We start from the raw sequence: 25,064 nt of genomic DNA, 5'->3' as shown, positions 1-25,064 counted from the left end.
AATGACTCCCGGTCATTTTTTCAGCATCGCGCGCATGTTGGCCAGGGCGTCGTTGCCGCGCGCCGCCTTGACCTCCACCGGTGCGTCTTCCTGGCCTTCCCAGACCAGGTCTTCGGCCGGCAACTCGTCGAGGAAGCGGCTCGGCGTGCAGTCGATGACCTCACCGTACTGCTTGCGCTTGGCGGCGAAGGTCAGCGCCAGGTTGCGCTTGGCGCGGGTGATGCCGACGTAGGCCAGGCGCCGCTCTTCTTCGATGGTGTCGGACTCGATGCTGGAGCGGTGCGGGAGGATCTCCTCCTCGAAGCCGATGATGTACACCGAGGGGAATTCCAGGCCCTTGGAGGCGTGCATGGTCATCATCTGCACGCCCTCGGCACCTTCTTCCTCTTCCTGCTGGCGCTCCAGCATGTCGCGCAGGACCAGCTTGCCGATGGCGTCCTCGACGGTCATGTCGCCGTCTTCGTCCTTGTCCAGGGTGTTCTTCAGCGCATCGACGAGGAACCAGACGTTGCCCATGCGCGCCTCGGCGACCTTGTCGCTGGAGGCGTTCTGCTTGAGCCAGTTCTCGTAGTCGATGTCCATCACCATGCTGCGGATGGCGGCGATCGGGTCGTTCTGCGCGCACTGCTGGCGCACCTTGTCCATGTAGCGCTTGAAGCGCGCCAGGCGCTCGGTGTAGCGGCTGTCCAGGTGCTCGGCCAGACCGATCTCGTCGCTGGCGGCGTACATGCTGATCTTGCGTTCGGTGGCGTAGTTGCCGAGCTTTTCCAGGGTCGTGGAGCCGATCTCGCGGCGCGGCACGTTGATCACCCGCAGGAAGGCGTTGTCGTCGTCCGGGTTGACCAGCAGGCGGAAGTAGCTCATCAGGTCCTTCACCTCCTGGCGGGCGAAGAAGCTGGTGCCGCCGGAGAGGCGATAGGGAATCTGGTGGTGCTGCAGCTTCAGCTCCATCAGCTTGGCCTGGTAGTTGCCGCGGTAGAGGATGGCGAAGTCGCTGTACGGGCGCTGAGTGCGCAGGTGCTCGGTGAGGATTTCCAGGGCCACCCGCTCGCACTCGGCGTCTTCGTTGCGGGTGCGGATCACGCGGATCTCGTCGCCCATGCCCATCTCGCTCCACAGCTGCTTCTCGAAGGCGTGCGGGTTGTTGGCGATGAGGGTGTTGGCACACTTGAGGATGCGGCTGGTGGAGCGGTAGTTCTGCTCCAGCATCACCACCTTCAGCGAGGGGTAGTCCTCCTTCAGCAGCATCAGGTTTTCCGGGCGCGCGCCGCGCCAGGCGTAGATCGACTGGTCGTCGTCGCCGACCACGGTGATCTGGTTGCGCATGCCGACCAGCAGCTTCACCAGCAGGTACTGGCTGGAGTTGGTGTCCTGGTATTCGTCGACCAGCAGATAGCGGATGCGGTTCTGCCACTTCTCCAGGATGTCCTTGTGCTCCTGGAACAGCTTCACCGGCAGCAGGATCAGGTCGTTGAAGTCCACCGCGTTGTACGCCTTGAGCGTGCGCTGGTAGTGCAGGTAGACGATGGCGGCGGTCTGCTCCTTGGGATTGCGCGCGTTGGCCAGGGCCTCCTCGGGCAGGATCAGGTCGTTCTTCCAGCTGTCGATGTAGTTCTTGACCTCGTCGGCGCCGTCATCGCCGGCGTACTCCTTCTGCATGATGTCGGTCAGCAGGGCCTTGATGTCGCCGTCGTCGAAGATCGAGAAACCCGGCTTGTAGCCCAGCGCCGCGTATTCCTTGCGGATGATGTTCATGCCCAGGTTGTGGAAGGTCGACACGGTCAGGCCGCGCGCCTCGGCGCCCTTGAGCAGGGTGCCGACGCGCTCCTTCATCTCGCGCGCGGCCTTGTTGGTGAAGGTCATGGCGACGATGTGGCGGGCCTGGATGCCACATTTCTGTACCAGGTGGGCGATCTTGCGGGTGATCACGCTGGTCTTGCCGGAGCCGGCGCCGGCGAGCACCAGAAGGGGACCGCCGACGTAGTTCACGGCTTCTTGCTGCCGGGGATTGAGTCGGGACATGCGAAGGTATCAATGAGGGGAAAACGAGGCGCGCATTCTAGCAGGCCGAGCCGGGCGGCGGGCCGCCGCCTGATGACCCGCCGCGCGGGGGTTGGTTCTCGATAAAAAGCTTCAGTAGTGTGCACTAAGTCGCTATTTTCAATGATCAAGTACGTTTGTTCCGATTGGCCCCGGTTGCCCCTGCTATGCCTTTCCCTCAGGATGCGCAGGAATCTGCACAGGGACAGGCAGGCAAGAGACGCCGATTACGGTGCACGCAGACGCGATAAGTCTGTCTTCTGACCCTGGGGAGGTCGTTTGTCCGCGCTTGTCGAACCATTGCGCCTGGTCCTGCTGGCCGAAGAGCCGGAATGGGCCGTACTGCTGCGCACCCGGCTGGAGGCGTTGGACGGCGTTTATCCGCTGATCACCGCGCCCACCTGGGAAGCCGCCTGCAGCCTGTTCGACGACCCCTACGCCGGCCTGCTGCTGACCACCCCCGCCTGCCAGCCCGAGCCCGGACGCTGCCCGCTGCCCACCGTGCTGCTGCTCGACGCCGAGCCCGAGCAGGCCCCGGAAGACGTCTACGACTGGCTGGTGCGCGAGCAGCTCAGCGTCGACATGCTGCGCCGCTGCCTGCGCTACGCCCGCGAGCGCAGCCAGTTGCAGGGCACCCTGCAGCGCCTGGCCGAGCAGGACCCGCTGACCGGCATCGCCAACCGCCTGGGCTTCCACACCCTGCTGGCCGCCCATCTGGCCGAATACCGTGGCCGCGGCCTGGCCCTCGGCCATCTCGACCTGGACAACTTCCGCCACGCCAACGATGCCCTCGGCCATCAGGGCGGCGACCGCCTGATCCTGCAGGTGGTGGCGCGCCTCAAGGGCCAGCTGGACGCCTGCGACCGGGTGGCGCGCCTGGGCAGCGACGAATTCGCCCTGCTCATCGACACCCGCCGCGATCCGCAGCGAGCGGAAAAGATTGCCGAACGCATCACCGAGGCCCTCGCCGAACCCTACTGGGTCGACGGTGAGAGCCTGCTGATCGGCTGCAGCCTGGGGATCGCCCATGCCCGCGCGGACGCCGGCGCCGATCCGCTGATGTGGCACGCGCACATCGCCATGCAGCAGGCCAAGGCTGCCCAGGGCTGCACCTTCCATGTCTTCGACGAGCGCATCAACCGCGGCGCGCGCAGCCTGGCCGACCTGGAAAGCGAGCTGCGCCGGGCCCTGCGCCGCGACGAGCTGGAGCTGCATTACCAGCCGCGGCTGTGCCTGCAGAGCGGCCGCATCCTCGGCCTGGAGGCGCTGGTGCGCTGGCGCCATGGCGAGCGCGGCCTGCTCGGCCCGGACGAGTTCGTGCCGCTGGCCGAGGAGAGCGGGCTGATCATCCCCCTCGGTTACTGGGTGATCAGCCGCGCCCTGCGCGACATGCAGTGGCTGCGCGGGCGCGGCCTGCCGGCGCTGCACATGGCCATCAACCTGTCGTTCCGCCAGTTCCAGGACAGCCAGCTGCTGGGCACCCTGCAACGGCTGATCGAGGAGCGCGGGGTGGATGCCCGGTGGCTCGAATTCGAGCTGACCGAGACCGCGGTGATGCGCCGCAGCGACCAGGTGCAGCAGACCATGCAGGCCCTCGGCCGGCTCGGCGTGCGCTTCTCCCTGGACGACTTCGGCACCGGCTTCTCCTCCTTCGTGCACCTGAACAACCTGCCGATCGCCTTGCTGAAGATCGACAAGAGCTTCGTCGCCGGCATGGGCGAGCGCGCGGAAAATCGCCAGCTGGTGCGGGCGATGATCAACCTGGCGCACAACCTCCATCTGGAGGTGGTCGCCGAAGGGGTGGAGAACGCCGAGCAGCTGGCCCTGCTGCGCCAGTTCGGCTGCGATCAGGTGCAGGGCTACCTGATCAGCAAGGCCCTGCCGCTGGCCGAGCTGGCGCGCTTTCTGGTGTTCGGCGCACGCCAGCCGCTGCTGTCCGGTTTACCCTCCTGACGGCGCGCCCCGGGTAGGCTGCGGTTGAGCGCAGCGAAGCCCAACCACCACCCTCGTCATGCCCGATGCTCGGCTTGTTGGGCTGCGGTGCTGCGCACCTCAACCCAACCTACGACAGGCAGGTAGCGTCCTGTGCCGGTTGCGGGCGCAGCAGGCGCGCGATCTTCCACTCGAAGCCCAGGCTCAGGCCAATCGCCGCGCAGGCCAGGCCACCGGCCAGGCCCCACCACACGCCCTGGGCGCCCCAGCCCAGGGGAAAGGCCAGCGCCCAGGCCAGCGGCACGCCAATCGCCCAGTAGCAACCGAGGCCGACCCAGAAGGTGGTGTGGCCGTCCTTGAGGCCGCGGATGGCGCCCATGGCGATGGTCTGGATGCCGTCGAACAGCTCGAACCAGGCCGCCACGGCCAGCAGGCTGACGGCCAGGGCGGCGATCTCGGCGAAGGCCGGGTCGCCGAGGTCGAGGAACAGGCCCACCACCCACTGCGGCGCCAGCCAGAACAGCAGGGCGAAGCCGAGCATGCAGCCGGCGCCCAGGGTTACGCCCAGGCGCCCGGCACGGCGGGCGTCGTGCAGGCGGCCGGCGCCGAAATGCTGGCCGATGCGGAAGGTGGTGGCGTAGGAAATCCCCACTGGCACCATGAAGGCCACGTACACTGACATGATCGCCACCTGGTGCGCGGCCAGCGCCTGGCTGCCGATGGCGCCCATGCTCAGGGCGGCGAAGGCGAACAGGCCGGACTCCACCGCGTAGGTGCCGCCGATCGGCAGGCCCAGGCGCAGCAGCTCCTTGAACTCGGCCAGGCACGGCTTGAGCAGGCCGCGGCGCAGCGGGTAGGCAGCGTAGGCCGCATGCCCGGTGAGGTGCCAGGCCAGCAGCAGGGCCATGGCGCTGCTGACCAGCGCGGTGACCAGGCCGATGCCGGCCAGGCCCAGTGGCGGCAGGCCGAACCAGCCGTGGATCAGCGCCCAGTTGAGGACGAAGTTGGCCAGCGCGCCGCCTATGCTGATGGCCATCACCGGGCCCGGCCGACCGATGGCCGCGGTGAAGCCGCGCAGGGCCATGAAGCTGAGGTAGCCGGGCAGGGCGAATACCAGGGTGGAGAGGAACTGTTGGGCGCCGGCGATGTTGTGTGGCTCCTGGCCGAAACGCTGCAATAGCGGGCCGAGGTTCCACAGTAGCAGGCCGGCAGCCAGGGCCAGGCCCCAGGCCAGCCACAGGCCGGTTTGGGTCAGGCGGGTGACGCCGGGGTTGTCCTCGGCGCCATGGCGAATCGCGACCAGGTTGCCGACCGCGGCCAGCACGCCGACGCAGAAGATCGAGACGAACGAGTAGCTGGCCGCGCCGAGGCCGCCGGCGGCCAGTTCGGCCGGGCCGAGCCGGCCCATCATCAGGGTGTCGGTGAATACCATCAGCACGTGCGCCAGCTGCGCGGCGATCAGCGGGCCGGCCAGGCGGACGAGGGCGAGGAGTTCCAGGCGGACGGCGGAAGGCATGATTCTGACTCAGGTGGATGGCTTGCCGGGGGTGTCCCGCGCGGCAGAGAATGTCGCCATTCTCCAGAGTCTGCGGCGGTGGCACAAAATGAAAAAGCAGATGCTTTACATGATTAAAACTCATGAATTGCAGCCATGAGCCGGCGTCTGCCGCCGCTCTATGCCCTGCGCGCCTTCGAGGCGGCGGCGCGGCATGCCTCCTTCACCCGCGCCGCCGAGGAGCTGGCCATTACCCAGAGCGCGGTGAGCCGGCATGTCCGTACCCTGGAGGAGCACTTCGCCTGCCGCCTGTTCGAGCGCCAGGGCCGCCACCTGCAGCTCAGCGAGACCGGGCGCACCCTGCTGCCCGGTGTGCGTGACGGCTTCGACGCGCTGGAGCGGGCCTGCACCGCCCTGCGCGCCGACGACGCCACCCTGCGCCTGAAGGCTCCCTCGACCCTGACCATGCGCTGGCTGCTGGCGCGGCTGTCGCGTTTTCGCCTGCTCAACGCCGACATCGAGGTACAGCTGACCAGCGCCTGGATGGACGTGGACAAGGTCGATTTCCACCAGGAACCGTTCGACTGCGCCGTGCTGCTCAACAGTGGTGCGGCCTTCCCGGCGGAGTGGGAGGCGGTCGAGCTGTTCGCCGAATGGCTGATCCCGGTGTGCGCGGTGGATGCCCTCGGCGAGCAACCCTGGGACCTGGCGCGGCTGCAGGCCAGCGAGCTGTTGCACCCGACCCCGGATCGCCGCGACTGGCGCCAGTGGCTGCAGGCCATGGGCCTGGCCGAGCAGGTGCCGCTCAAGGGCGGCCAGGTGTTCGACACCCTGGAGCTGGGCATGGTCGCCGCGGCGCGCGGCTATGGCGTGTCGATCGGCGACCTGGTGATGATCGCCGAGGACGTCGCTCAGGGCCGCCTCGGCCTGCCCTGGCCCAGCGCGGTGCCCAGCGGTTGCAGCTACTACCTGGTGTGGCCGCGCGGGCGCCGCGGCGAGGAGCGCCTGCGCCGGCTGCGCGACTTCCTGCTGGCCGAGGTGGCGGCGATGCAGCTGCCGCCGGTGGCGTGGATCATGCCCGCGTAGAGCCTGGCGGGGCAGCGGCTCTGTAGGGTGCGCCGTGCGCACCGCCAGCCACGCACAGGCCTCAGGTGCACACGGCGCACCCTGCGCGGCACCGCAGGCGGACTCCTAGCCTGCGGCCGGTCGGTATTGCAGGGCTTCGGCCAGGTGCGCGCGGCTGATCTGTTCGACTTCCTGCAGATCGGCCAGGGTGCGCGCCACCTTGAGCAGGCGGTGAGCGGCGCGTAGCGACAGGTTGAGGCGCTCGCAGGCGCCTTCCAGCCAGCGCTGGTCGTCGGTCTGCAGTGGGCAATGCCGGCGCAGGCCCGGCAGGTCGAGAAAGGCGTTGGCGCAGCCCTGGCGGCGCATCTGCCGCTGGCGCGCGCGGGCGACTTCGGCGGCGACGCTGGCGCTGTCCTGGCCGGCTTCGCCACTGGCATGCAGCACGGTGCTTTCGCGGGCCACGGTCAGGTGCAGGTCGATGCGGTCGAGCAGCGGCCCGGACAGCTTGCCGCGGTAGCGCTGGATCTGCTCCGGGGTGCAGCGGCAGCGTCCGGCCGGGTCGCCCAGGTAACCGCAGGGGCAGGGGTTCATCGCCGCCACCAGCTGGAAGCGCGCGGGGAAGCGCACCCGGTCGCGGGCCCTGGCGATCACGATCTGTCCGCTTTCCAGGGGTTCGCGCAGTACCTCCAGGACCTTGCGGTCGAACTCCGGCAGTTCGTCCAGAAACAACACGCCCTGATGGGCCAGGGTGATCTCCCCTGGCTGCGGGCGACTGCCGCCGCCGACCAGGGCCGGACCGGAGGCGCTGTGATGGGGCTGGCGGAACGGTCGTTGCGGCCAGCAGGTCAGTGGCGTCTGGCTGGCCACCGAGTGGATGGCGGCGACTTCCAGGGCTTCCTGCTCGTCCAGCGGCGGCAGCAGGCCGGGCAGGCGGCTGGCCAGCAGGGTCTTGCCGGTGCCGGGCGGGCCGGTGAACAGCAGGTTGTGCCCGCCGCTGGCGGCGATCAGCAGGGCGCGCTTGGCGGCCATCTGGCCCTGCACCTCGGCCAGATCCGGGTAGGGCTGGCTGGTACGCAGCAGGCCGTCGGCCTGGTAGGGCGCCAGCGGGGTGTGACCGTTGAGGTGGGCGGCGAGCTGCAGCAGGTGGTCGACCGCCAGCACGCTGAGGCCGGAGGCCAGGCTGGCTTCCTCGGCATTGGCGCTTGGCACCACCAAGGTGCGTCCGGCGGCGCGGGCGGCCAGGGCGGCGGGCAGCACGCCCTGAACCGGGCGCACGGCGCCGGACAGCGCCAGTTCGCCGAGGCATTCCAGGTGGTCCAGGCTGGCGGCGGGAATCTGCGCGCTGGCGGCGAGCACGCCGAGGGCGATGGCCAGGTCGAAACGCCCGCCATCCTTGGGCAGGTCGGCCGGTGCCAGGTTGAGGGTGATGCGCCGCGGCGGGAAGTCGAAGCCGGAATTGAGGATGGCGCTGCGCACGCGGTCCTTGCTTTCCTTCACCGCGGTTTCCGGCAGGCCGACCAGGGCCATGCTCGGCAGGCCGTTGGCCAGGTGGGTCTCGACGGTAACCGGTGGCGCTTCGACGCCGACCTGGGCGCGGCTGTGGACGATGGCCAGGGACATGATCGCTCCTTGATCAGGTCGCCGGCCGCTGATCGGCGATCAGTCGGCGGGCGGGGTTTGCTGCGACTCCAGCGCGGCCACCTTGGCCTCCAGCGCTTCCAGGCGGGCGCGGGTGCGCGCCAGGACGACCATCTGGCTGTCGAACTCGTCGCGGCTGACCAGGTCCAGCTTGCTGAACGCGCTCTGCAGCAGGACCTTGAACTGCGCTTCGAACTCGCTGCGGGGCAACGGGCTGTCGCCGTTGAACAGGCGGGAAGCATGGCTGGTCAGGGCGTCGAGCAGGGCTTTGGGCGGCAGCATGGCGAAAGTTCCGGTTGCAGATGGCCGGCAGTGTAGCACGCAGGCCGTTGCCGCTTATTGTCGCACTGCAGTGCACGGTTATTGACCATGCGCGGGGCGCACGCTGCACCGTTGTTGTGCAATGACCCGTTGGTCAGATTGCCGGAAAACCCCGAATTGCGGGGTAACTGCATGAAAAACAGGCGTTTATAAGAGCTGGCAAGCTTTCTGCTTAGTGACAGGTGACGCGTGCACCGATGCAGTACCGGTGCGCAGAGTGAAGCGGGGGAAATGCTTCACTGCATGCGGTTGGTTGGTATCGGCCGGGTTGCGACTGAAGTGGCTGATTCGTTTCAAAAGCCAGGTACTGCGCTTAGACTTGAGCCGGGTTTGTTCTTCCTGGGGCAAGTCCACCAAATACGGGAGAGAGTTTAATGAAGCTAGTCACTGCCATCATCAAGCCGTTCAAGCTGGACGACGTGCGCGAGTCGCTGTCGGAGATCGGCGTGCAGGGCATCACCGTCACCGAAGTCAAAGGCTTCGGTCGGCAGAAGGGCCACACCGAGCTGTACCGTGGCGCGGAATACGTGGTGGATTTCCTGCCCAAGGTGAAGATCGACGTGGCGATTGCCGACGATCAGCTGGATCGGGTCATCGAGGCGATCACCAAGGCGGCCAACACCGGCAAGATCGGTGACGGCAAGATCTTCGTCGTCAATCTGGAACAGGCCATCCGCATCCGTACCGGCGAAACCGGCACCGACGCAGTTTAAGCCTCCGAACCCAACACGCCCCAGGAGAAAAACACATGACTCTGCGTAAGATCGCAGGGCTAGGAGCCCTTTTGTCTCTCGTAAGCCCAGGTCTGGCCATGGCTGACGAGGTTGTCCTCAACTCCGGCGACACCGCCTGGATGATGACCGCCAGTATTCTGGTGCTGCTCATGACCATCCCGGGGCTGGCGCTGTTCTACGCCGGCATGGTCCGTTCGAAGAACGTCCTCTCGGTGATGATGCAGTGCTTCGCCATCACCGGTCTGATCAGCATCCTGTGGGTCGTCTACGGCTACAGCATCGCGTTCGACACCACCGGCATGGAGCAGGGCGTTGTCAACTTCAACTCCTTCGTCGGCGGTCTGTCCAAGGCCTTCCTCAGCGGCCTGAGCCCGAGCAGCCTGATCGGCGCCTTCCCGGAAAGCGTGTTCATCTTCTTCCAGATGACCTTCGCCATCATCACCCCGGCCCTGATCGTCGGTGCCTTCGCCGAGCGCATGAAGTTCTCCGCGATGCTGATCTTCATGGCCGTATGGTTCACCCTGGTCTATGCACCGATCGCGCACATGGTCTGGTCCGGCAACGGCGGCCTGATGTGGGACTGGGGCGTGCTGGACTTCGCCGGCGGCACCGTGGTGCACATCAACGCCGGTATCGCCGGCCTGGTGGCCTGCCTGGTGCTGGGCAAGCGCAAGGGCTTCCCGACCACCGCCATGGCTCCGCACAACCTGGGCTACACCCTGGTCGGCGCGGCAATGCTGTGGGTCGGCTGGTTCGGCTTCAACGCCGGCTCCGCCATCGCCGCCAACGGCACCGCCGGCATGGCCATGCTGGTCACCCAGATCGCCACCGCTGCCGCCGCCCTGGGCTGGATGGGCGCCGAGTGGATCACCCACGGTAAGCCGAGCGCCCTGGGCATCGCTTCCGGTGTGGTTGCCGGTCTGGTTGCCATCACCCCGGCTGCCGGCACCGCCGGCCCGATGGGTGCCATCGTGATCGGTCTGTCCGCTGGCGTGATCTGCTTCTTCTGTGCCACCAGCCTCAAGCGCAAGCTGGGCTACGACGACTCCCTGGACGCCTTCGGCGTGCATGGCATCGGCGGCATCGTCGGCGCCCTGCTGACCGGCGTGTTCGCGGCGCCGGCCCTGGGCGGCTTCGGCACCGTGGAAGACATCGGCGCGCAGCTGTTCATCCAGTTCAAGGGTGTTGCCTTCACCGTGATCTACACCGCCGTGGTCACCTTCGTGATCCTGAAAGTGCTGGACCTGGTGATGGGCCTGCGGGTCAGCGAAGAAGCCGAGACCGTCGGTCTCGACCTCTCCGAGCACAACGAGCGCGGCTACAACCTATAAGCCCTGACGATGTGCAAAACGCCCGGTCCGCCGGGCGTTTTTCTGTCTGCGCCAACGGCGGCGCACTGTGCAACGGTACAACGGAGTACTTCATGGAAAGCACGGCACTGATTCCCCTGCAGTATGCGCTCGACACTTTCTACCTGCTGATTTGCGGGGCCCTGGTGATGTGGATGGCGGCAGGCTTCGCCATGCTCGAATCCGGCCTGGTCCGCGCGAAGAACACCGCGGAAATCCTCACCAAGAACATCGTGCTGTATGCCCTGGCCTGCGTGATGTACCTGCTGGTGGGCTACTACCTGATGTATGGCGGCGCCGCAGGCGGCGCGATTCCCAATTTCGGTTTCCTGATCGGCAGCGAGCATGCGCTCGAGACCGTCGCCGCCGGTGGCGAGGGTGCGCCCTATTACGCCAAGCGTGCCGACTTCTTCTTCCAGGTGGTGTTCGTCGCCACGGCCATGTCGATCGTCTCCGGCGCGGTGGCCGAGCGCATGAAGCTGTGGGCCTTCCTGGCGTTCGCCCTGGTCATGTGCTCGATCATCTATCCGGTGGAAGGCTACTGGACCTGGGGCGGCGGTTTCCTCAAGCAGGCCGGTTTCAAGGACTTCGCCGGTTCTGGCATCGTCCACCTGGCCGGCGCCACCGCCGCGCTGGCCGGAGTGATCCTGCTCGGCGCGCGCAAGGGCAAGTACGGCAGCCAGGGGCAGATCAACGCGATCCCCGGTGCCAACCTGCCGCTGGCGACCCTTGGCACCTTCATCCTTTGGTTCGGCTGGTTCGGCTTCAACGGCGGCTCGCAGCTGAAGCTGAGCACCATCGCCGATGCCAACGCGGTGGCGTCGGTGTTCGTCAACACCAACCTGGCCGCCGCCGGTGGCCTGCTGGCAGCGCTGGTGGTGGCCCGCGTGCTGTTCGGCAAGGCCGACCTGACCATGATCCTCAACGGCGCCCTGGCCGGCCTGGTGGCGATCACCGCCGAGCCGGCCACGCCGACCGCGGTACAGGCCGCGCTGATCGGTGCGGTGGGCGGCGTGCTGGTGGTGTTCAGCATCCTGCTGCTGGACAAGCTGCGCATCGATGACCCGGTAGGTGCCATCTCGGTGCACGGCGCCGGCGGCCTGTGGGGGCTGCTGGCGGTGCCGCTGACCAACAGCGGGGCCAGCCTGACCGCCCAGTTGATGGGCGCGGCCTGCATCTTCGCCTGGGTGTTTGTCGCCAGTCTGATCGTCTGGGGCCTGATCAAGCTGAGCATGGGTCTGCGAGTCAGCGAGGAGGACGAATACGAGGGGGTCGACATCGTCGAATGCGGCATGGAGGCCTATCCGGAGTTCACCCGCAAATAGTTCGACCAAAGACTCGAGCAAAGGGCGCCGCGGCGCCCTTTGCTTTTTCTGTGGCCACGCTAGAATGCGCCCCCAACGGGATGCTGCAGGTGCGGAGCATGTGGCAACAACGGCTGATCGAGCTGCGCGCCAAGGCGCGCGGTTTTCACCTGGTGAGCGACGAAATCGTCGCCGCCTTGCCGGAGTTGCGCGGCTATCGGGTCGGCATCTTGCATCTGTGGCTGCAACACACCTCGGCTTCGCTGACCATCAACGAAAATGCCGATGGCGCGGTGCGACGTGACTTCGAGCGCTTCTTCAATCGTCTTGTGCCGCAGGGCGCCAGCGACTACGAGCACGACGACGAAGGATCGGACGACCTGCCGGCGCACTTCAAGTCCAGTTTGCTGGGCTGCCAGCTGAGCCTGCCGATAACGGCGGGGCGCCTGGCGCTGGGCACCTGGCAAGGGATTTACCTCGGTGAACACCGGGATCGGGCAGGGCCACGCCGCGTGCTGGCGACCCTCCAGGGCGAGATCGGCTGAGGCGCCGCGAGGCGGCCTGGCACCTGGCCATGAATTTTTTCCGGCGGCGTTTTGCATTGCACGCGGCTGGGCTATAACTAACCTGCTTTGCGCAAGTCATGAGGTAGAACATGAGCGACGAAGAACTGGAACAAGACGAACTGGAAGCTGGCGACGAGGACGAAGGCGAGGAGCTGGAAGCCGCCGACGACGGCGTTGCCGATGACGACGAAGACAGTGGCTCGGATGTCCCCAGCGCCAAGCCTGGCAAGAAGGTCAAGGCGGCGGTCGACGTCGAGGAGCTGCCGAGCATCGAAGCCAAGCAGAAGGAGCGTGATGCCCTGGCCAAGGCCATGGAGGAATTCCTCTCGCGCGGCGGCAAGGTGCAGGAAGTGGAAGCCAACGTGGTTGCCGACCCACCCAAGAAGCCGGACAGCAAGTACGGCAGCCGCCCCATCTGAGGTCGGTTCCGTGATGAAAAAGCCCGCCACTCGGCGGGCTTTTTCATGTTCGGCCGGCGCCGGGCTGGCTGCCGCAGGAGCGGCTTCGGCTGCGAATGCCCCTTGTCCTCGAATCCGCGCTACCAGCGTTCCAGCAGCAGCGGCAGCTCGGCCAGGCTGGAGATCTGCACCGGCGGCTCCGGCTCGCCGGTCCAGGGCTTGCCCTGCGGGTTGAACCAGATCGCCTGCATGCCCGCCGCGCGGGCCCCGGCGATGTCGTCGCCGGGATGGTCGCCGATATGCACGGCCTGCGAGGCAGCAACCCCGGCGCGTTGCAGGGCGGTGTGGAAGGGCAGCGGGTCGGGCTTGCCGATGCCCAGCTCTTCCGCGCACAGGGCGAACTGGAAGTAGTCGGCCAGGCCCAGGCGGCGCACGTCGGCATTGCCGTTGGTGATCACCGCCAGGGGGTAGCGCAGGGCCAGGCGCTCCAGGGTCTGGTGCACGTCGGGAAACAGCTCGACCCGATGCCGGGCCTCGAGGAAGACCTGGAATCCCCGTTCGGCCAGTTCGCGCGACTCGGCCTGGGCGTAGCCGGCGTCGATCAGGGCGTGCAGCAGGATGCGCCGGCGCAGCTCGCTGAGGCGATGGCGGAGGTCCGGGTCGCCACCCAGCAGGCGGCTGCGGATCGCCCACAGGTGCTCGATCGGCACCGGGCCCAGGCGTGGCGCCTGCACGGCCAGCCAGTCGCGCAGGCTGGCCTCGGCGCCATGCATCACCGGGGCGACATCCCACAGGGTGTCGTCGAGGTCGAAGGTGATCAGGCGCAGGCTCATTCGTCGTCTCCCGTACTGCGTTCGCTGGGCGCCGCCCCGGTGCCCAGGGCCGGGGCGCTTTCCGTGCTGCGTCTGGCCCGTGGGTGGGCCTGGTCGTAGACCGTCGCCAGGTGCTGGAAATCCAGGTGGGTGTAGATCTGCGTGGTGGCGATATCGGCGTGGCCGAGCAGTTCCTGCACCGCGCGCAGGTCCTGGGATGACTCCAGCATATGGCTGGCGAAGCTGTGGCGCAGCATGTGCGGGTGCAGGTGCTGGCCCAGCTCGCGCACGCCGGCCTGGCGCACGCGCAGCTGCACCGCGCGGGCGCCGAGGCGGCGGCCCTGCTGGCTGACGAACACCGCGCCATCGCCCGGGTTGCTCAGCAGGCGCAGTTCCAGCCAGGCGTGCAGGGCCTCGCGGGCCTTGCTGCCGACCGGCAGCTCGCGCACCTTGTTGCCCTTGCCCTGTACCCGCACCAGGCCGGCGGCCAGGTCGAGCGCGGGCAGATCCAGGCCGACCAGCTCGGACAGGCGCAGGCCGGAGGAGTAGAACAGTTCGAGCATGGCCTGGTCGCGGCGGGCGATGAAGTCGTCCTCCAGCGCGCCCTCCAGCAGTTGCAGGGCGCGGTCGGCATCCAGGGTGCGCGGCAGGCGGCGCTCGCCCTTGGGCGGCGCGATGCCGCTGGCCGGGTCGTGCCGGCACAGGCCTTCGCGGTTGAGGTACTGGTAGAGCCCGCGCACCGCCGACAGCAGGCGCGCCAGCGAGCGGCTGCCGAGGCCCTGGGCGTGCAGGCGGGCAACCAAGCTGCGCAGGCTGCGGCCGTCGAGCTCGCTCCAGTGGGTGAGGGCGTTCTTCTCGCAGAGGGCGAGCACCTTCAGCAGATCGCGCCGGTAGCCGTCGAGGGTGTGCGTCGAGACCTGGCGCTCGCGGCGCAGGTGTTCGAGGTAGGCGTCCAGTTGCTCGTGCATGGCGACTCCCGCAGGCGCACGCGGATGATGGGGTTCGCTGCGTTCAGCCCAGCCTGCGTGCTTGCCAGCCCTGGTGGCGCTTACCTGACCGAGCGCAGCGGCGCGGCGAAGCGCGGCAGCACGCGCGACAGCACTTCGGCGACGTAGCTGAGGAACAGGGTGCCGAGGCTGCTCTTGTAGTGCTGCGGGTCCGGGCTGCCGATGGCCAGCACGCCGTGCAGGCCCTGGTAGCTGAGCGGGACCACGGCGGCGGAGCCGACCTGGCCCTGCTCGGCGGCGCCGAACAGGAACTCCAGCTCGCCGGGGCGCAGCACGCCGCAGGTGGTCTTGCCGCCGGCCAGCAGGCTGCCGATGGCCTGGTGCGCTTCGGCGCTGGTCACCGTGCGGCCGACGCCCAGGGGGAACTCGCTGAACAGGATCAGGCCGACGAAGGGCACCTGGAACTCGTGGCGCAGGCTGTCTTCCACCGCGCCGACCACTTCCTCCAGGCTGCCGGCATCGAGCAGGGCGAGGATCAGGCGGCGGGTCTTGTCGAACAGGCGGTCGTTGTCGCGGGCCACGTCCATCAGTTGCGACAGGCGATGGCGCATCTCGATGTTGCGCTCGCGCAGCAGCTTGACCTGGCGCTCCACCAGCGACACCGCTTCGCCCGGCAGGTGCGGAATGCGCAGCTCGGGGATCAGCTCGTCGTGGTCGACGAAGAACTCCGGGTGCAGGCGCAGGTAGGCGGCGACGGCATCCGAGTCGAGCGGAACGGGCGAATCCTGGCTGTCACTCATAGGCGGACTTGTCCTTCGTACACGCGAACGGCGGGTCCGGTCATCATAACCGGCTGGCCGGGGCCTGCCCACTCGATGCACAGCTTGCCGCCGGGCAGCTCCAGCTGCAGCGGCGAATCCATCCAGCCCTGGCGGATCGCCGCCACGGCCGCGGCGCAGGCGCCGGTGCCGCAGGCCTGGGTCTCGCCGGCGCCGCGTTCCCACACGCGCAGGCGCGCATGCTGGCGGTCGACCACCTGGAGGAAACCGACATTGACCCGCTGCGGGAAGCGAGGGTGATGTTCCAGCTTCGGCCCGAGGCTGTGTACCGGGGCGTTGTCGAGGTCGGCGACGCGCAGCACCGCATGCGGGTTGCCCATGGACACGGCAGCCAGCTCGACGGTCTGCCCGTCCACCTCGACCGGGTAGCTCAGCGCCTCGGCTTCGGCCTGGAACGGGATGACCTTGGGATCGAGACGCGGCGGGCCCATGTCGACGGTGACCTGGCCGTCCGGGCGCAGGTTCAGCTCGATGATGCCACCCTTGGTCTCGACGCGGATCTGCTTCTTCACCGTCAGGCGCTTGTCGATGACGAAGCGGGCGAAGCAGCGCGCGCCGTTGCCGCACTGCTCCACTTCCGAGCCATCGGCATTGAAGATGCGGTAGCGGAAGTCGACGTCCGGGTTGCTCGGCGCCTCGACCAGCAGCAGCTGGTCGAAGCCGACGCCGGTATGCCGGTCGCCCCAGGCCTTGGCGTGCTTGGGCTGGATATGCGCGTGCTGGCTGATCAGGTCGAGGACCATGAAGTCGTTGCCGAGGCCGTGCATCTTGGTGAAGCGCAAAAGCATGTCTGCGCCCTCACTGTGGCAGCAGGCTTTCGCCGGCATAGAGTTCGGCCAGGGTTTCGCGACGACGCACTTCGAAGGCCTGTTCGCCATCCACCAGCACCTCGGCGGCGCGGCCGCGGGTGTTGTAATTGGAACTCATGACGAAGCCGTAGGCACCGGCCGAGCGCACGGCCAGCAGGTCGCCTTCGGCCAGCACCAGTTCGCGGTTCTTGGCCAGGAAGTCGCCGGTCTCGCAGATCGGCCCGACCAGGTCGTAGTTGCGGGCCTCACCGGTGCGCGGCTGCACCGCGGTGACGTCCATCCAGGCCTGGTAAAGCGCCGGGCGGATCAGGTCGTTCATTGCCGCATCGACGATGGCGAAGTCCTTGTGCGCGGTGTGCTTGAGGTATTCCACGCGGGTCAGCAGCACGCCGGCGTTGGCCACCAGGGAGCGGCCCGGCTCGAACACCAGGGCCAGGTCGCGGCCGGCGATGCGCTCGCGCACGGCGGCGATATAGTCGCCGGCCAGCGGTGGCTGCTCGTCGCGGTACTGCACGCCGAGGCCGCCGCCGAGGTCCAGGTGCTTGATCCGGATGCCTTGCGCGGCCAGCTGGTCGACCAGCGCCAGCAGGCGCTCGAGGGCGTCGAGGAAGGGCGGCAGGCTGGTCAGCTGCGAACCGATGTGGCAGTCGACGCCGACCACGTCGAGGTTCGGCAGGGCGGCGGCGCGGGCATAGACGGCCGGCGCCTGCTCGATGTCGATGCCGAACTTGTTCTCCTTGAGGCCGGTGGAGATGTACGGATGGGTGCCGGCATCCACGTCCGGGTTGACCCGCAGCGAGATCGCCGCGGTCTTGCCCAGCTCGGCGGCGACCACCTGCAGGCGTTCCAGCTCGTCCACCGACTCGACGTTGAAGCAGTGCACGCCGACTTCCAGGGCGCGGCGCATGTCGTCGCGGCTCTTGCCGACGCCGGAGAAGACGATCTTGGCGGCATCGCCACCGGCGGCCAGCACGCGCTCCAGCTCACCGCGGGAGACGATGTCGAAGCCGGCGCCGAGGCGCGCCAGGACGTTCAGCACGCCGAGGTTGGAGTTGGCCTTGACGGCGAAACAGACCAGATGCGGCATGCCCGCCAGGGCATCGGCATAGGCGCGGTACTGCGCCTCGATATGGGCGCGGGAGTAGACGTAGGTCGGCGTGCCGAAGCGCTCGGCAATGGCGGACAGGGCCACGCCCTCCGCGAACAGTTGCCCGTCGCGGTTGGTAAAGGCTTGCATGGAACCCCCTTAGAGGAAGACGTCTTTGTCGCGATCTTGCGTGGTTTTCTGGTCGTCCGGATGGTACAGCGGGCCTTTCTGGCCACAACCGGTCAGGGCGGCGGTAACTACGACAAGCGCGATGAAGGGCAGCAGCAGGCGCTTCATGGTGAATTCCTTTGCAAAATCATGAATGGGCTGGAGTATACCGACCCCCCAGCAGCTTGCCTATGCGCCGGAATTCCCGTCCGGCGGGCTCTGCGATCCCCTGCGCTGGCGCGCGCAGCTTGCCTGTATAACCGCTTTTGCGGCTAGCATGCGACTAAAAACGGAGTCGTGATGGAAAGCCCTGCCCCCCTTGCCAGTTCTGTCTCGGTGGCCTACCTGCAAGGCCTGCTGGATTACCTCGCCCGCCAGGGCATCGACAGCGGCGAGTTGCTGGCCAGGGTGCAGCTCAATCCGGCGATTCTCGGCCAGCGCGACCAGCGGGTGGCGGCCAGCGCCTACCTGGAGCTGCTCGCCGAGGGCGTGCGCCTGACCGGCGACGAGCAGCTCGGCCTGCACTTGGGCGAGGCGATCCGCCCCGGCTATTACGGCGTGCTCGGCTACCTGATCATGAGTTGCGCGACCCTGTCCGACGCTCTGCACCGCCAGGCGCGCTATGCCAGCCTGGTCGGCAACCTGGGGCGCGTCGAGCTGGACGACGAGCCGCCGCGCGAGGGCCTGGAGCCGCAGGTGGCGCACCGCTGGCACCCCATGCTGACCCAGCACCAGCGCCTGCATGCCGAGGAGACCCTGGCCGGCTGGCTGACCTTCGGCCACTGGATCAGCGGCCTGAAGATTCCGCCCACCGAGGTGCGCTTCCAGTTTCCGGCGCCGGCCGACCTGAGCGAGTACCAGCGCATCTTCGCCTGCCCGGTGCTGTTCGATCAGGCCGACAATGCCCTGGTCTTCCCCCGCCGCCTGCTCGCCGCGCCGCTGGGCCAGGCCGATGCGCAGCTGCGCCAGCTACTCGACGCGCATGCCGACCGCCTGCTCGGCGAGCTGCGCCAGGGCCACGGCGTGCTCGACCGCGCCCGCCACGAACTGGCCCGCCAGCTGCCGGAGCAGGGTGCCGACCTGGAACTGCTGGCGCAGACCCTGCAACTCAGTCCGCGCACTTTGCAGCGGCGTTTGCGCGAGGCCGGGTTATCCTTTAGCCAGCTGCTCGACGAGACGCGTGAGCAACTGGTGCTGCATTATCTGCGCGACCCGGCGCTGGAACTGGCGGAAATCGCCTTCCTCGTCGGTTTCAGCGAGGCCGGCTCCCTGGCCCGCGCCTTCCGTCGCTGGACCGGGCAAAGCCCCGGCGCCTACCGGCTGACCCTGGCCGACCCCGCATCCCTGCCCTGAGGACGTTGTAATGAGTTTGAGCGAAGCCCGTTTCCATGATCTGGTCGATGCTGCCCAGGAGGCGGTGGAAGATATTTTCGACGACAGCGACATGGACATCGATCTGGAAAACTCCGCCGGGGTGCTGACCGTGCGCTTCGAGAACGGCACCCAGCTGATCCTCAGCCGCCAGGAGGCGATCCGCCAGCTGTGGGTGGCGGCGCGCTCCGGCGGTTTCCACTTCGACTACGACGAGGCGCAGGGCCTGTGGATCTGCGATACCAGCGAAGAACCGCTGGGCGAGTTGCTGGCCCGCGTGACCCTGGAGCAGGCTGGTGAACAGCTCGAGTTCGAAGAGCTCTGATCCGCACAGCCCGGACTCGCAGGGTGCGGCCTCGGTCGAGTCGCCCTGCCGCCGGCAGTGCTGCCTGGACGACCACGACCAGTGCCTGGGCTGCGGCCGCAGCCTGGCCGAGATCCTCGAGTGGGGCAAGGCCGATGGCCAGCGCCGCCGGCAGATCTGCCAGGCCGCGCAGCAGCGCCTGCGCCCGCCGCTGGCCTGGTGACCGCACGGTCTTGCTTATTTAGCTGCCTGTGTTACGGTCGTTGCCTACTTCGCAAAACCCTGCCTTCGGGCGGGGTTTTGCTTTTCTGGCCCCAGCAGGAGATAGCCCAGCGCCATGAGCAGCACCCCAGCCATCACCATTACCCGTCTCGACCTGCAGCGCCTGGAGCGCCTGCTCGACAGTCTGGAGGACTTCGGCCCGACGGCCCAGGCGCTGGAAACAGAGCTGGCGCGAGCGCAGGTCGTCGGTCACGCGGAGGTGCCGGCCGGCGTGGTGACGATGAACTCGCGGGTGCATTGCCGCGAGGAGAGCAGCGGCAAGGACTACCACCTGACCCTGGTCTACCCGCAGGACGCCGGTGGCGAAGGCACGGTGTCGATCCTCGCCCCGGTCGGCTGTGCGCTGCTCGGCCTGACGGTCGGCCAGCATATCGATTGGCCGGCACCCAGCGGCAAGACGCTCAAGCTGACCCTGCTGGCCGTCGAGTACCAGCCGGAGGCTGCGGGCGAATACAGCCGCTGAGTCAGGCGCACGGGCAGTTCAGGCTGCGCAGGTCGAAGAGCGCGGCGAAGTGCTGCCGGCCGCGGTCCGGCGGGTTGCCCGGCAGGCGCTTGAGGCGTTCGTCGAGCTGCAGCTGGCGCGCCAGGCTCTGGTTGCACTCGATGGTGCGGGCCACGCCGCCGCCGACCACCGCGCCTTTGCCGGCCAGCGCCGGCGCGTTGCTGAGGGCCAGCAGGGCCGCCAGCAGGAGGGTTCGTCTGGTCGAAAGGTGCATGTTCGCCTAGCCCCCGATGCGGATGCTGGCGAGCAGGCCGCGCGCCAGCTCCGGCAGGCCTGCGGTGTTGCTTGCGGGCAGGGCGTGGTCGAGGTTCAGGCCCAGGGCCAGCACGACGCTGGCGCCTATGGCGCAGAGCCCCAGGCCGGCCAGGAGGCCGCTGCTGGTGTGCTGTGCGAGGGAGTGGGGCATGGCTGGATTCCTGCGCCGGGGTGAATGGCGACAGGTTCACTCAAAACGAATCGATTGAATAATGCCGAATCTGCGTAGTAGATATCAGTAGTATCGATTGTTCGTCCGGGCCGGCCGAACTCTCCGCCCATTAGCCGGTCTCTGGACTAGAGTCTGAAAGCATCCCGCCGGCAAGGAGGCCCAGCATGTCCAGCCTACCCCTGTACTTTCCCACCGCGTTTTCCCTCGAGCGCGCCGTGCTCTGCGCCAACCTGGTCGAGCAGGCCTATGCCCAGTACCAGCAGTGGCAGGCCCAGGGCCAGCCGCATCGGCCGCAGGATTTCCACTGGAGTCCGCCGCGCATGCCGGGCTGGCACTTCTCCGCGCCGGTGTGGAGCATCCTCAGCGAGCTGGCGTTCATCAACGAATCGGAGCCGTTCGGCTTTGCCGCCAGCAACGACCAGGGCGAGACCTACCTGGTGCTGCGCGGCACCGAGTCGCTGCACGACTGGCTGGATGACCTGGATGCCGACCAGCGCGACTGGCCCTGGCAGGACGGCCGCGGCAAGGTGCACGACGGTTTCCTCAAGCTCTACGGCTCGCTGCGCGACCTGGCCCTGGCGGCCCTCGACAGCCTGCAGCCGCGGGGGCCGCTGTGGGTCTGCGGGCACAGCCTGGGTTGCGCCCTGAGCAGCATGGCGGTGCTCGACCTGCACGAGCGCTGGCCCGACCAGCCCCTGCAACACTACAACTTCGCCAGCCCGCGCCTGGCGGCGCCGGATTTCGCCGCCCGCTACAATGACCTGGGCATCGCGACCTTCCGCGTGGTCAACGACAGCGACCTGGTGCCCGAAGTGCCGCCGGCGGTGACCGGCGACTGGCTGTACCAGCACCTGGGACTGGCGGTGAGCTTTACCGCCAGCTATGCCAGCGTGGCGGCCAATCACAGCCTGCCGGGCAGCTACCTGTATGCCCTGCAGCACCCGCAGGCGCCGATGAGCAGCTGAAGTGCCGGGCGCGGCGTTTCAGTCGCCGCCCCCGCCGCAACCCCCGCCACAGCCGCCACCGTCACTGCCGCCGCCCTCCGCACTGGAGGAGGAAGCGGAGTCGCCGCCACCGCCCCCGGCACAACCCGAGCCGCAGCCGATATGGCTGGCGCAGTAGGCATCGCCAGCCTGGTAGCTGCCGGGCGTGGCGCCGCAGTTCAGGCGGTAGTGAAAGCCATCGGCGATCCCCAGCTCGGCATCCAGGGCGAACAGCATGGGCAGCTTGGCCGGGGCTTGCGGCGCCAGCCCTTCGCGCAGGCAGGCCAGGCGCCAGGCCCGGCGAATGCCGTCGCTGGCGGCGCGGGCGTTGGGCATGGCGTCGTTGGGCACATGGTGCAGGAAGCGTCCCAGGCCCTTGCGGCAGAACGCCCGGTACTGGCGGGTGTAGAGGATGAACTCGTGCCAGGCCACATCCACCGCCTGCGAGGGCATGGCGACCATGCGCCGCTCGGCCAGGCGGCACAGCTGGAAGTATTCGCGCAGGCCGCGCAGCACCTGGCCGGTCTGCGTCGGGGTGAGGTGCGGGTAGCGCTCCAGCAGCCTGCTGCGCAGGCGCTCTGGAAACTCGAAGGCGGCGATGAATTCGTCGCGTTGCCGGCCGCGCAGCTTGCGCCACAGCCAGTAGCCGCCGCCGAGGGCGGCCGCGCCGAATTGGGTGGTGGTGACAGTCATCGGGGCATCCTTGCCGTGTCAGGCGTTTTGCAGGGCGCGGTTCAGCGCGCTTTCCAGTTCGGCTTTATAGCGCAGGTAGTGGATGGTCTGCGCCTGGCCTTCGCCGAGAATGCGCGACAGGTCCAGGTCGGTGATGTAGCAGGGATAGCGCTCGGCCTCGCGGCGCTGGGCGAGGATATGCCGGGCCACCGCGGCGAACAGGTCGGCGCCGTATTCCAGTTCGGAAAACTCGCGGTGGTTGCAGTACAGGGTGACGTGCACGCGGGCCGGCTCGGTCGGCTCGACGATGGCCTGCACGTCGTAGAACGGGTGGCTCACCGGCGCCTGCGGCGGCGCCCGGCGCTCGAGCTGACGGGCGCGCTGCGGCGCTGCCGGCAGCACCTCGTAATAGAGCACGTCCAGGGCGTCCGGCGGCAGCGGGTCGTCCAGTGGCAGCAGGGCGTTGCGCCGGTACAGCACCGACTGCAGGAAGCGCTGCAGCGGGGTGAGCAGGCTCTGCTCGTCGCGGTACGGCAGGCGCTGGCGCCACAGCGCATTGTGTTCGTCGAGCACGCTGAGTTCGGCCTGCGCACCGTCCAGGCGGTAGAACACCTGGATGCACGCCGGCCGGCCCTGCGCCAGGATCAGCGCCAGGTCCTCGCCTTCCAGGGCATAGCGGTCGACCTGCAGCGGGCTGTAGTCGGCCTGCTCCTCGCCGAGGTGCTCGACCAGCATCGGCAGGTCGCTCAGGGCGGCGTGGCTGACCTGGCCCGGCTGCAGCTCGAGCACGTGGTAACGCTGCTGCACCTGCAGCAGATAGCGGCTGTGGCGATGGCTGGCGAGGCTGGCCAGGACATCCTGGAACAGCTCCTCGACGCGCTGGGCAATGGCGTTGGCGCGGTTGCGACAGAAGCAGCGGACCCGCAGGCGCGGCCGGCGGCCGTCGGCCGGCAGGGCGTTGAGGTAGTCGCGCAGGCAGTCGAGCAGGGCGTTGGGGCCGTCGTAGCGGCTGACCAGCAGCTCGTTCCAGCTGTTCAGGCTGACCTGGTCGAGGGTCAGCACCAGGTTGTCGCGCACCCCCGAGTAGCCCAGCGAGTCGGTGCGCCCGCTGGTCATGTGCACGTTGAGCTGGCTGTGCGCCTTCAGTGGGTCGAGGCCGACGTTGATCAGCAGCAGCACCTCGGCCGGCTCGGCGCCACGCAGCAGGGCCGCTTCGGCCACCGGCGGCAGCGGTAGCGGCAGACTCTGTTGCAGGCTGGCGAGCAGGTTGGACAGCTCGAATTCGCTCAGGTCGCTGCTGCCGGGGTGCAGCGACAGGCGCGTGCTGCTGTCGATCACGCCGTTGCGGTGGCACCAGGCGAGCAGTTCGATCAGCTCGCGGGCGCGTTTCAGCGGGGCGAAGTCCGGCCATTCCTGGCCGGTCAGGCTGCCGTTGTACAGCGCCCACTGGGTTTCCCCGCCGCTCTCGGCGCCGCTGCTGTGGACCAGGGTCAGGGTGTCTTCGGCCAGGTCGGGGGCTATCCCCGGGTTGATGAACTCGATCTTGCCGGCCTTGCGTTCGAAGGCGGCGTACAGGCGCCGGCCGAGCACGCCGAGGTCGCGGCTGTTGAGCGGGTTGCCGGTCTGCTCGCTGCGGGCGAACTGGGAGAGAAAGCGGTAGCTGTAGGTCAGCTCGTTGACCAGCGCGCGGCGTTCGGCGCTGACCTGGCGCACCTTCCACTGGCTGCGGCTGTCGAGCATCGCCAGTTCGCGCTGGCTCCAGCGCCATTCGCCGGTCAGGCGCTCGAACAGCAGGCGCTGCCAGCTCTTGGCGCGGTTGCGCGGCGGGCTGCTGAGCTTCTTGTTGACCTTGAGGTACAGGCAGCGGCGGATCAGCTCCAGGCGTTCCAGCTCGCCGCGGCCGGTGAGGTACTCCTCCAGGCGCCGGTAGACCATGATGTAGGCATCCAGCTCGTCGAGGTCGAGACGGTTGGCGAACACCGCCTGCTTGAAGCGCAGGCTCAGGCATTCCACCCGCGGGTGCTCGCTGGCGTAGACCTCGGTGAGCAGCAGCTTGAGCACCGACTTGTAGGGCGACTCGATGCCCTTGAACAGCTGCCACATGCCGGCGCCGATGAACTCGCCCGGCGGGATGCGCGCCAGGTGGCCGAGGTCGAGCACCTCGTCGGCGCGGATGAAGCGCTTGTTCAGCAGGGCGTGGGTGTAGGCCGCGTAGTTGGCCTCCTCGTACACCGGCACCAGCCACCACAGCGGTGTGCGCCCGCCGAGCCAGATCGCCGTGCGGTAGAACTCGTCGAGCAGCAGGTAGTGCTGGGTGGTGCCGCAGTCGTCGGAGGTCAGCTGGGCGTCTTCGCGGTCGCCGGCGGTGAAGCGTGCCGGGTCGACCAGGAAGAAGTGCGCCTCGGCGCCCAGGGTGGCGGCCCAGGCTTCCAGCAGGTCGCACTTCTTGCGCAGCTCGTGCAGGGCCTGGGCGTCCAGGTCCGGCGCGTGGCACAGCCACAGGTCCATGTCGCTCTGCTCGGCCTGGGCCACGGTGCCCAGGCTGCCCATCAGGAACAGGCCGTGGATCGGCAGCGCCGGCTTGCCGCGGCGCGGCTTGTAGGTGAAGGAGCGGGTCAGGCGAGTGGCCTCGGCGAGCAGTTCGTCGCTCGGCTCGAAGCCGCACAGCCCGGCCGGGGTGGTGCCGGACACATAGCCGGGGAGCAGCGGGTGGTTCACGTGCAGCAGCAGCGGCAGCAGCCGGAGTACCAGCTGCTGGCGCGTGGACAGCGCCTGCATGGCCCGCGCCAGGCGCCCGTCGTTGATCTTCAGGAAGCGCGCACGCAGCTGCGCCAGCACCTTGCGGTCGATGCCGTCATTGATGTCCGGGCGGATTTCCTGGGTGCGCGTCATGTACTGCTCGAAGCGGTGGAGAAGGCAAGCCTACCAGCCGGCGCGGTCGTGCGGCAGGGGCCTTGCTCGCTGTATCGGCAGTCGGCTGGGGGGCTGTAGGGGCGGGTGGCGGCGGGTGCGCGTGGCG

The 25,064-nt window shown here is 68.1% G+C and carries 26 protein-coding genes; 12 read left to right on the top strand and 14 right to left on the bottom strand.

The window, feature by feature from the left end; translation table 11 throughout:
- Window positions 1-12: 12 nt before the first annotated feature.
- Window positions 13-2,022, bottom strand: coding sequence for a DNA helicase Rep (rep, locus tag F3I62_RS00755; protein ID WP_160487786.1), 2,010 nt, complete (start codon window positions 2,020-2,022; stop codon window positions 13-15).
- A 297-nt stretch (window positions 2,023-2,319) separates the two neighbouring features.
- On the opposite strand from rep, the gene F3I62_RS00750 reads away from it, so the two are divergent.
- Window positions 2,320-3,993: a bifunctional diguanylate cyclase/phosphodiesterase gene (locus F3I62_RS00750; protein WP_160487785.1), complete on the top strand. Its 1,674-nt coding sequence runs from the start codon at window positions 2,320-2,322 to the stop codon at window positions 3,991-3,993.
- A 109-nt stretch (window positions 3,994-4,102) separates the two neighbouring features.
- On the opposite strand, the gene F3I62_RS00745 is transcribed toward F3I62_RS00750, so the two are convergent.
- Window positions 4,103-5,488 carry a NorM family multidrug efflux MATE transporter gene (locus F3I62_RS00745; RefSeq protein ID WP_160487784.1) on the bottom strand — a complete coding sequence of 462 codons (1,386 nt, stop codon included), beginning with the start codon at window positions 5,486-5,488 and terminating at the stop codon, window positions 4,103-4,105.
- Window positions 5,489-5,623: 135 nt separating this feature from the next.
- On the opposite strand from F3I62_RS00745, the gene F3I62_RS00740 reads away from it, so the two are divergent.
- Complete coding sequence (locus F3I62_RS00740; protein WP_160487783.1) at window positions 5,624-6,553, top strand: LysR substrate-binding domain-containing protein; 930 nt, start codon at window positions 5,624-5,626, stop codon at window positions 6,551-6,553.
- A gap of 105 nt (window positions 6,554-6,658) precedes the next feature.
- Here the strand turns inward: F3I62_RS00740 and F3I62_RS00735 are convergent, their stop codons facing one another.
- Both F3I62_RS00735 and F3I62_RS00730 read right to left on the bottom strand, forming a co-directional pair.
- Window positions 6,659-8,152 carry a YifB family Mg chelatase-like AAA ATPase gene (locus F3I62_RS00735; RefSeq protein WP_160487782.1) on the bottom strand — a complete coding sequence of 498 codons (1,494 nt, stop codon included), beginning with the start codon at window positions 8,150-8,152 and terminating at the stop codon, window positions 6,659-6,661.
- Between the two features lie 39 nt (window positions 8,153-8,191).
- The gene (locus tag F3I62_RS00730; RefSeq protein ID WP_160487781.1) at window positions 8,192-8,452 is read right to left on the bottom strand and encodes an accessory factor UbiK family protein; all 261 of its coding nucleotides are present in this window, start codon (window positions 8,450-8,452) and stop codon (window positions 8,192-8,194) included.
- Window positions 8,453-8,865: 413 nt separating this feature from the next.
- Here F3I62_RS00730 and glnK point away from each other — a divergent pair, with 413 nt between their 5' ends.
- The 5 genes from glnK to sutA all read left to right on the top strand — a co-directional run bounded on the left by glnK (window position 8,866) and on the right by sutA (window position 12,863).
- On the top strand, window positions 8,866-9,204 hold the full coding sequence (gene glnK, locus F3I62_RS00725; RefSeq protein ID WP_021700071.1) for a P-II family nitrogen regulator: 339 nt from the start codon (window positions 8,866-8,868) through the stop codon (window positions 9,202-9,204).
- A gap of 35 nt (window positions 9,205-9,239) precedes the next feature.
- Complete coding sequence (locus F3I62_RS00720; RefSeq protein ID WP_160487780.1) at window positions 9,240-10,556, top strand: ammonium transporter; 1,317 nt, start codon at window positions 9,240-9,242, stop codon at window positions 10,554-10,556.
- Window positions 10,557-10,648: 92 nt separating this feature from the next.
- Window positions 10,649-11,899 carry an ammonium transporter gene (locus F3I62_RS00715; RefSeq protein WP_160487779.1) on the top strand — a complete coding sequence of 417 codons (1,251 nt, stop codon included), beginning with the start codon at window positions 10,649-10,651 and terminating at the stop codon, window positions 11,897-11,899.
- Window positions 11,900-11,997: 98 nt separating this feature from the next.
- On the top strand, window positions 11,998-12,423 hold the full coding sequence (locus F3I62_RS00710) for a secondary thiamine-phosphate synthase enzyme YjbQ (protein WP_160487778.1): 426 nt from the start codon (window positions 11,998-12,000) through the stop codon (window positions 12,421-12,423).
- Between the two features lie 110 nt (window positions 12,424-12,533).
- The gene (sutA, locus tag F3I62_RS00705; RefSeq protein ID WP_160487777.1) at window positions 12,534-12,863 is read left to right on the top strand and encodes a transcriptional regulator SutA; all 330 of its coding nucleotides are present in this window, start codon (window positions 12,534-12,536) and stop codon (window positions 12,861-12,863) included.
- 119 nt (window positions 12,864-12,982) lie between these two features.
- Here sutA and F3I62_RS00700 read toward each other — a convergent pair whose 3' ends face one another.
- The 6 genes from F3I62_RS00700 to F3I62_RS00675 form a co-directional block, all read right to left on the bottom strand.
- A complete protein-coding gene (locus tag F3I62_RS00700) occupies window positions 12,983-13,675 on the bottom strand; it encodes an HAD family hydrolase (RefSeq protein ID WP_160487776.1) in 693 nt (230 codons plus the stop codon).
- Complete coding sequence (xerC, locus tag F3I62_RS00695; protein WP_160487775.1) at window positions 13,672-14,622, bottom strand: tyrosine recombinase XerC; 951 nt, start codon at window positions 14,620-14,622, stop codon at window positions 13,672-13,674. Before xerC ends, F3I62_RS00700 begins: the two co-directional genes overlap by 4 nt.
- An 80-nt stretch (window positions 14,623-14,702) precedes the next feature.
- Window positions 14,703-15,401, bottom strand: coding sequence for a DUF484 family protein (locus tag F3I62_RS00690; protein ID WP_160487774.1), 699 nt, complete (start codon window positions 15,399-15,401; stop codon window positions 14,703-14,705).
- Complete coding sequence (gene dapF / locus F3I62_RS00685) at window positions 15,398-16,228, bottom strand: diaminopimelate epimerase (RefSeq protein WP_160487773.1); 831 nt, start codon at window positions 16,226-16,228, stop codon at window positions 15,398-15,400. Before dapF ends, F3I62_RS00690 begins: the two co-directional genes overlap by 4 nt.
- Window positions 16,229-16,238: 10 nt before the next feature.
- Window positions 16,239-17,486: a diaminopimelate decarboxylase gene (gene lysA, locus F3I62_RS00680; RefSeq protein ID WP_160487772.1), complete on the bottom strand. Its 1,248-nt coding sequence runs from the start codon at window positions 17,484-17,486 to the stop codon at window positions 16,239-16,241.
- A gap of 9 nt (window positions 17,487-17,495) precedes the next feature.
- Window positions 17,496-17,633, bottom strand: coding sequence for a lipoprotein (locus tag F3I62_RS00675; protein WP_160487771.1), 138 nt, complete (start codon window positions 17,631-17,633; stop codon window positions 17,496-17,498).
- Window positions 17,634-17,804: 171 nt separating this feature from the next.
- Here F3I62_RS00675 and F3I62_RS00670 point away from each other — a divergent pair, with 171 nt between their 5' ends.
- From F3I62_RS00670 to rnk, 4 genes are all read left to right on the top strand, one after another.
- Entirely contained in the window at window positions 17,805-18,857 is a 1,053-nt protein-coding gene (locus F3I62_RS00670; RefSeq protein ID WP_160487770.1) for an AraC family transcriptional regulator, read from the top strand.
- 10 nt (window positions 18,858-18,867) lie between these two features.
- On the top strand, window positions 18,868-19,200 hold the full coding sequence (cyaY, locus tag F3I62_RS00665) for an iron donor protein CyaY (protein ID WP_160487769.1): 333 nt from the start codon (window positions 18,868-18,870) through the stop codon (window positions 19,198-19,200).
- Window positions 19,169-19,402 (top strand): DUF1289 domain-containing protein, encoded by a 234-nt coding sequence (locus F3I62_RS00660; protein ID WP_218572704.1) that lies wholly within the window; start codon window positions 19,169-19,171, stop codon window positions 19,400-19,402. The genes cyaY and F3I62_RS00660 overlap by 32 nt, the downstream gene beginning before the upstream one ends.
- Window positions 19,403-19,516: 114 nt before the next feature.
- Window positions 19,517-19,924, top strand: coding sequence for a nucleoside diphosphate kinase regulator (gene rnk, locus F3I62_RS00655; RefSeq protein WP_160487767.1), 408 nt, complete (start codon window positions 19,517-19,519; stop codon window positions 19,922-19,924).
- A gap of 1 nt (window position 19,925) precedes the next feature.
- On the opposite strand, the gene F3I62_RS00650 is transcribed toward rnk, so the two are convergent.
- Window positions 19,926-20,177 (bottom strand): hypothetical protein, encoded by a 252-nt coding sequence (locus tag F3I62_RS00650; RefSeq protein WP_160487766.1) that lies wholly within the window; start codon window positions 20,175-20,177, stop codon window positions 19,926-19,928.
- Between the two features lie 6 nt (window positions 20,178-20,183).
- Window positions 20,184-20,369, bottom strand: a complete 186-nt coding sequence (locus F3I62_RS00645) for a hypothetical protein (RefSeq protein ID WP_160487765.1) — start codon at window positions 20,367-20,369, stop codon at window positions 20,184-20,186.
- 185 nt (window positions 20,370-20,554) lie between these two features.
- Here F3I62_RS00645 and F3I62_RS00640 point away from each other — a divergent pair, with 185 nt between their 5' ends.
- Window positions 20,555-21,355 carry a lipase family protein gene (locus F3I62_RS00640; RefSeq protein WP_160487764.1) on the top strand — a complete coding sequence of 267 codons (801 nt, stop codon included), beginning with the start codon at window positions 20,555-20,557 and terminating at the stop codon, window positions 21,353-21,355.
- A gap of 18 nt (window positions 21,356-21,373) precedes the next feature.
- Here the strand turns inward: F3I62_RS00640 and F3I62_RS00635 are convergent, their stop codons facing one another.
- Both F3I62_RS00635 and F3I62_RS00630 read right to left on the bottom strand, forming a co-directional pair.
- The gene (locus F3I62_RS00635; protein WP_160487763.1) at window positions 21,374-22,066 is read right to left on the bottom strand and encodes a hypothetical protein; all 693 of its coding nucleotides are present in this window, start codon (window positions 22,064-22,066) and stop codon (window positions 21,374-21,376) included.
- Between the two features lie 18 nt (window positions 22,067-22,084).
- Entirely contained in the window at window positions 22,085-24,937 is a 2,853-nt protein-coding gene (locus tag F3I62_RS00630; protein WP_160487762.1) for a class I adenylate cyclase, read from the bottom strand.
- Window positions 24,938-25,064: the final 127 nt, after the last annotated feature.

The sequence above is a fragment of the Pseudomonas sp. R-28-1W-6 genome (assembly GCF_009799925.1).
Classification (GTDB): Bacteria; Pseudomonadota; Gammaproteobacteria; order Pseudomonadales; family Pseudomonadaceae; genus Aquipseudomonas.
The sequence above is the reverse complement of the archived record's forward strand: the minus strand, read 5'-3'. Positions and strand labels throughout refer to the sequence as shown.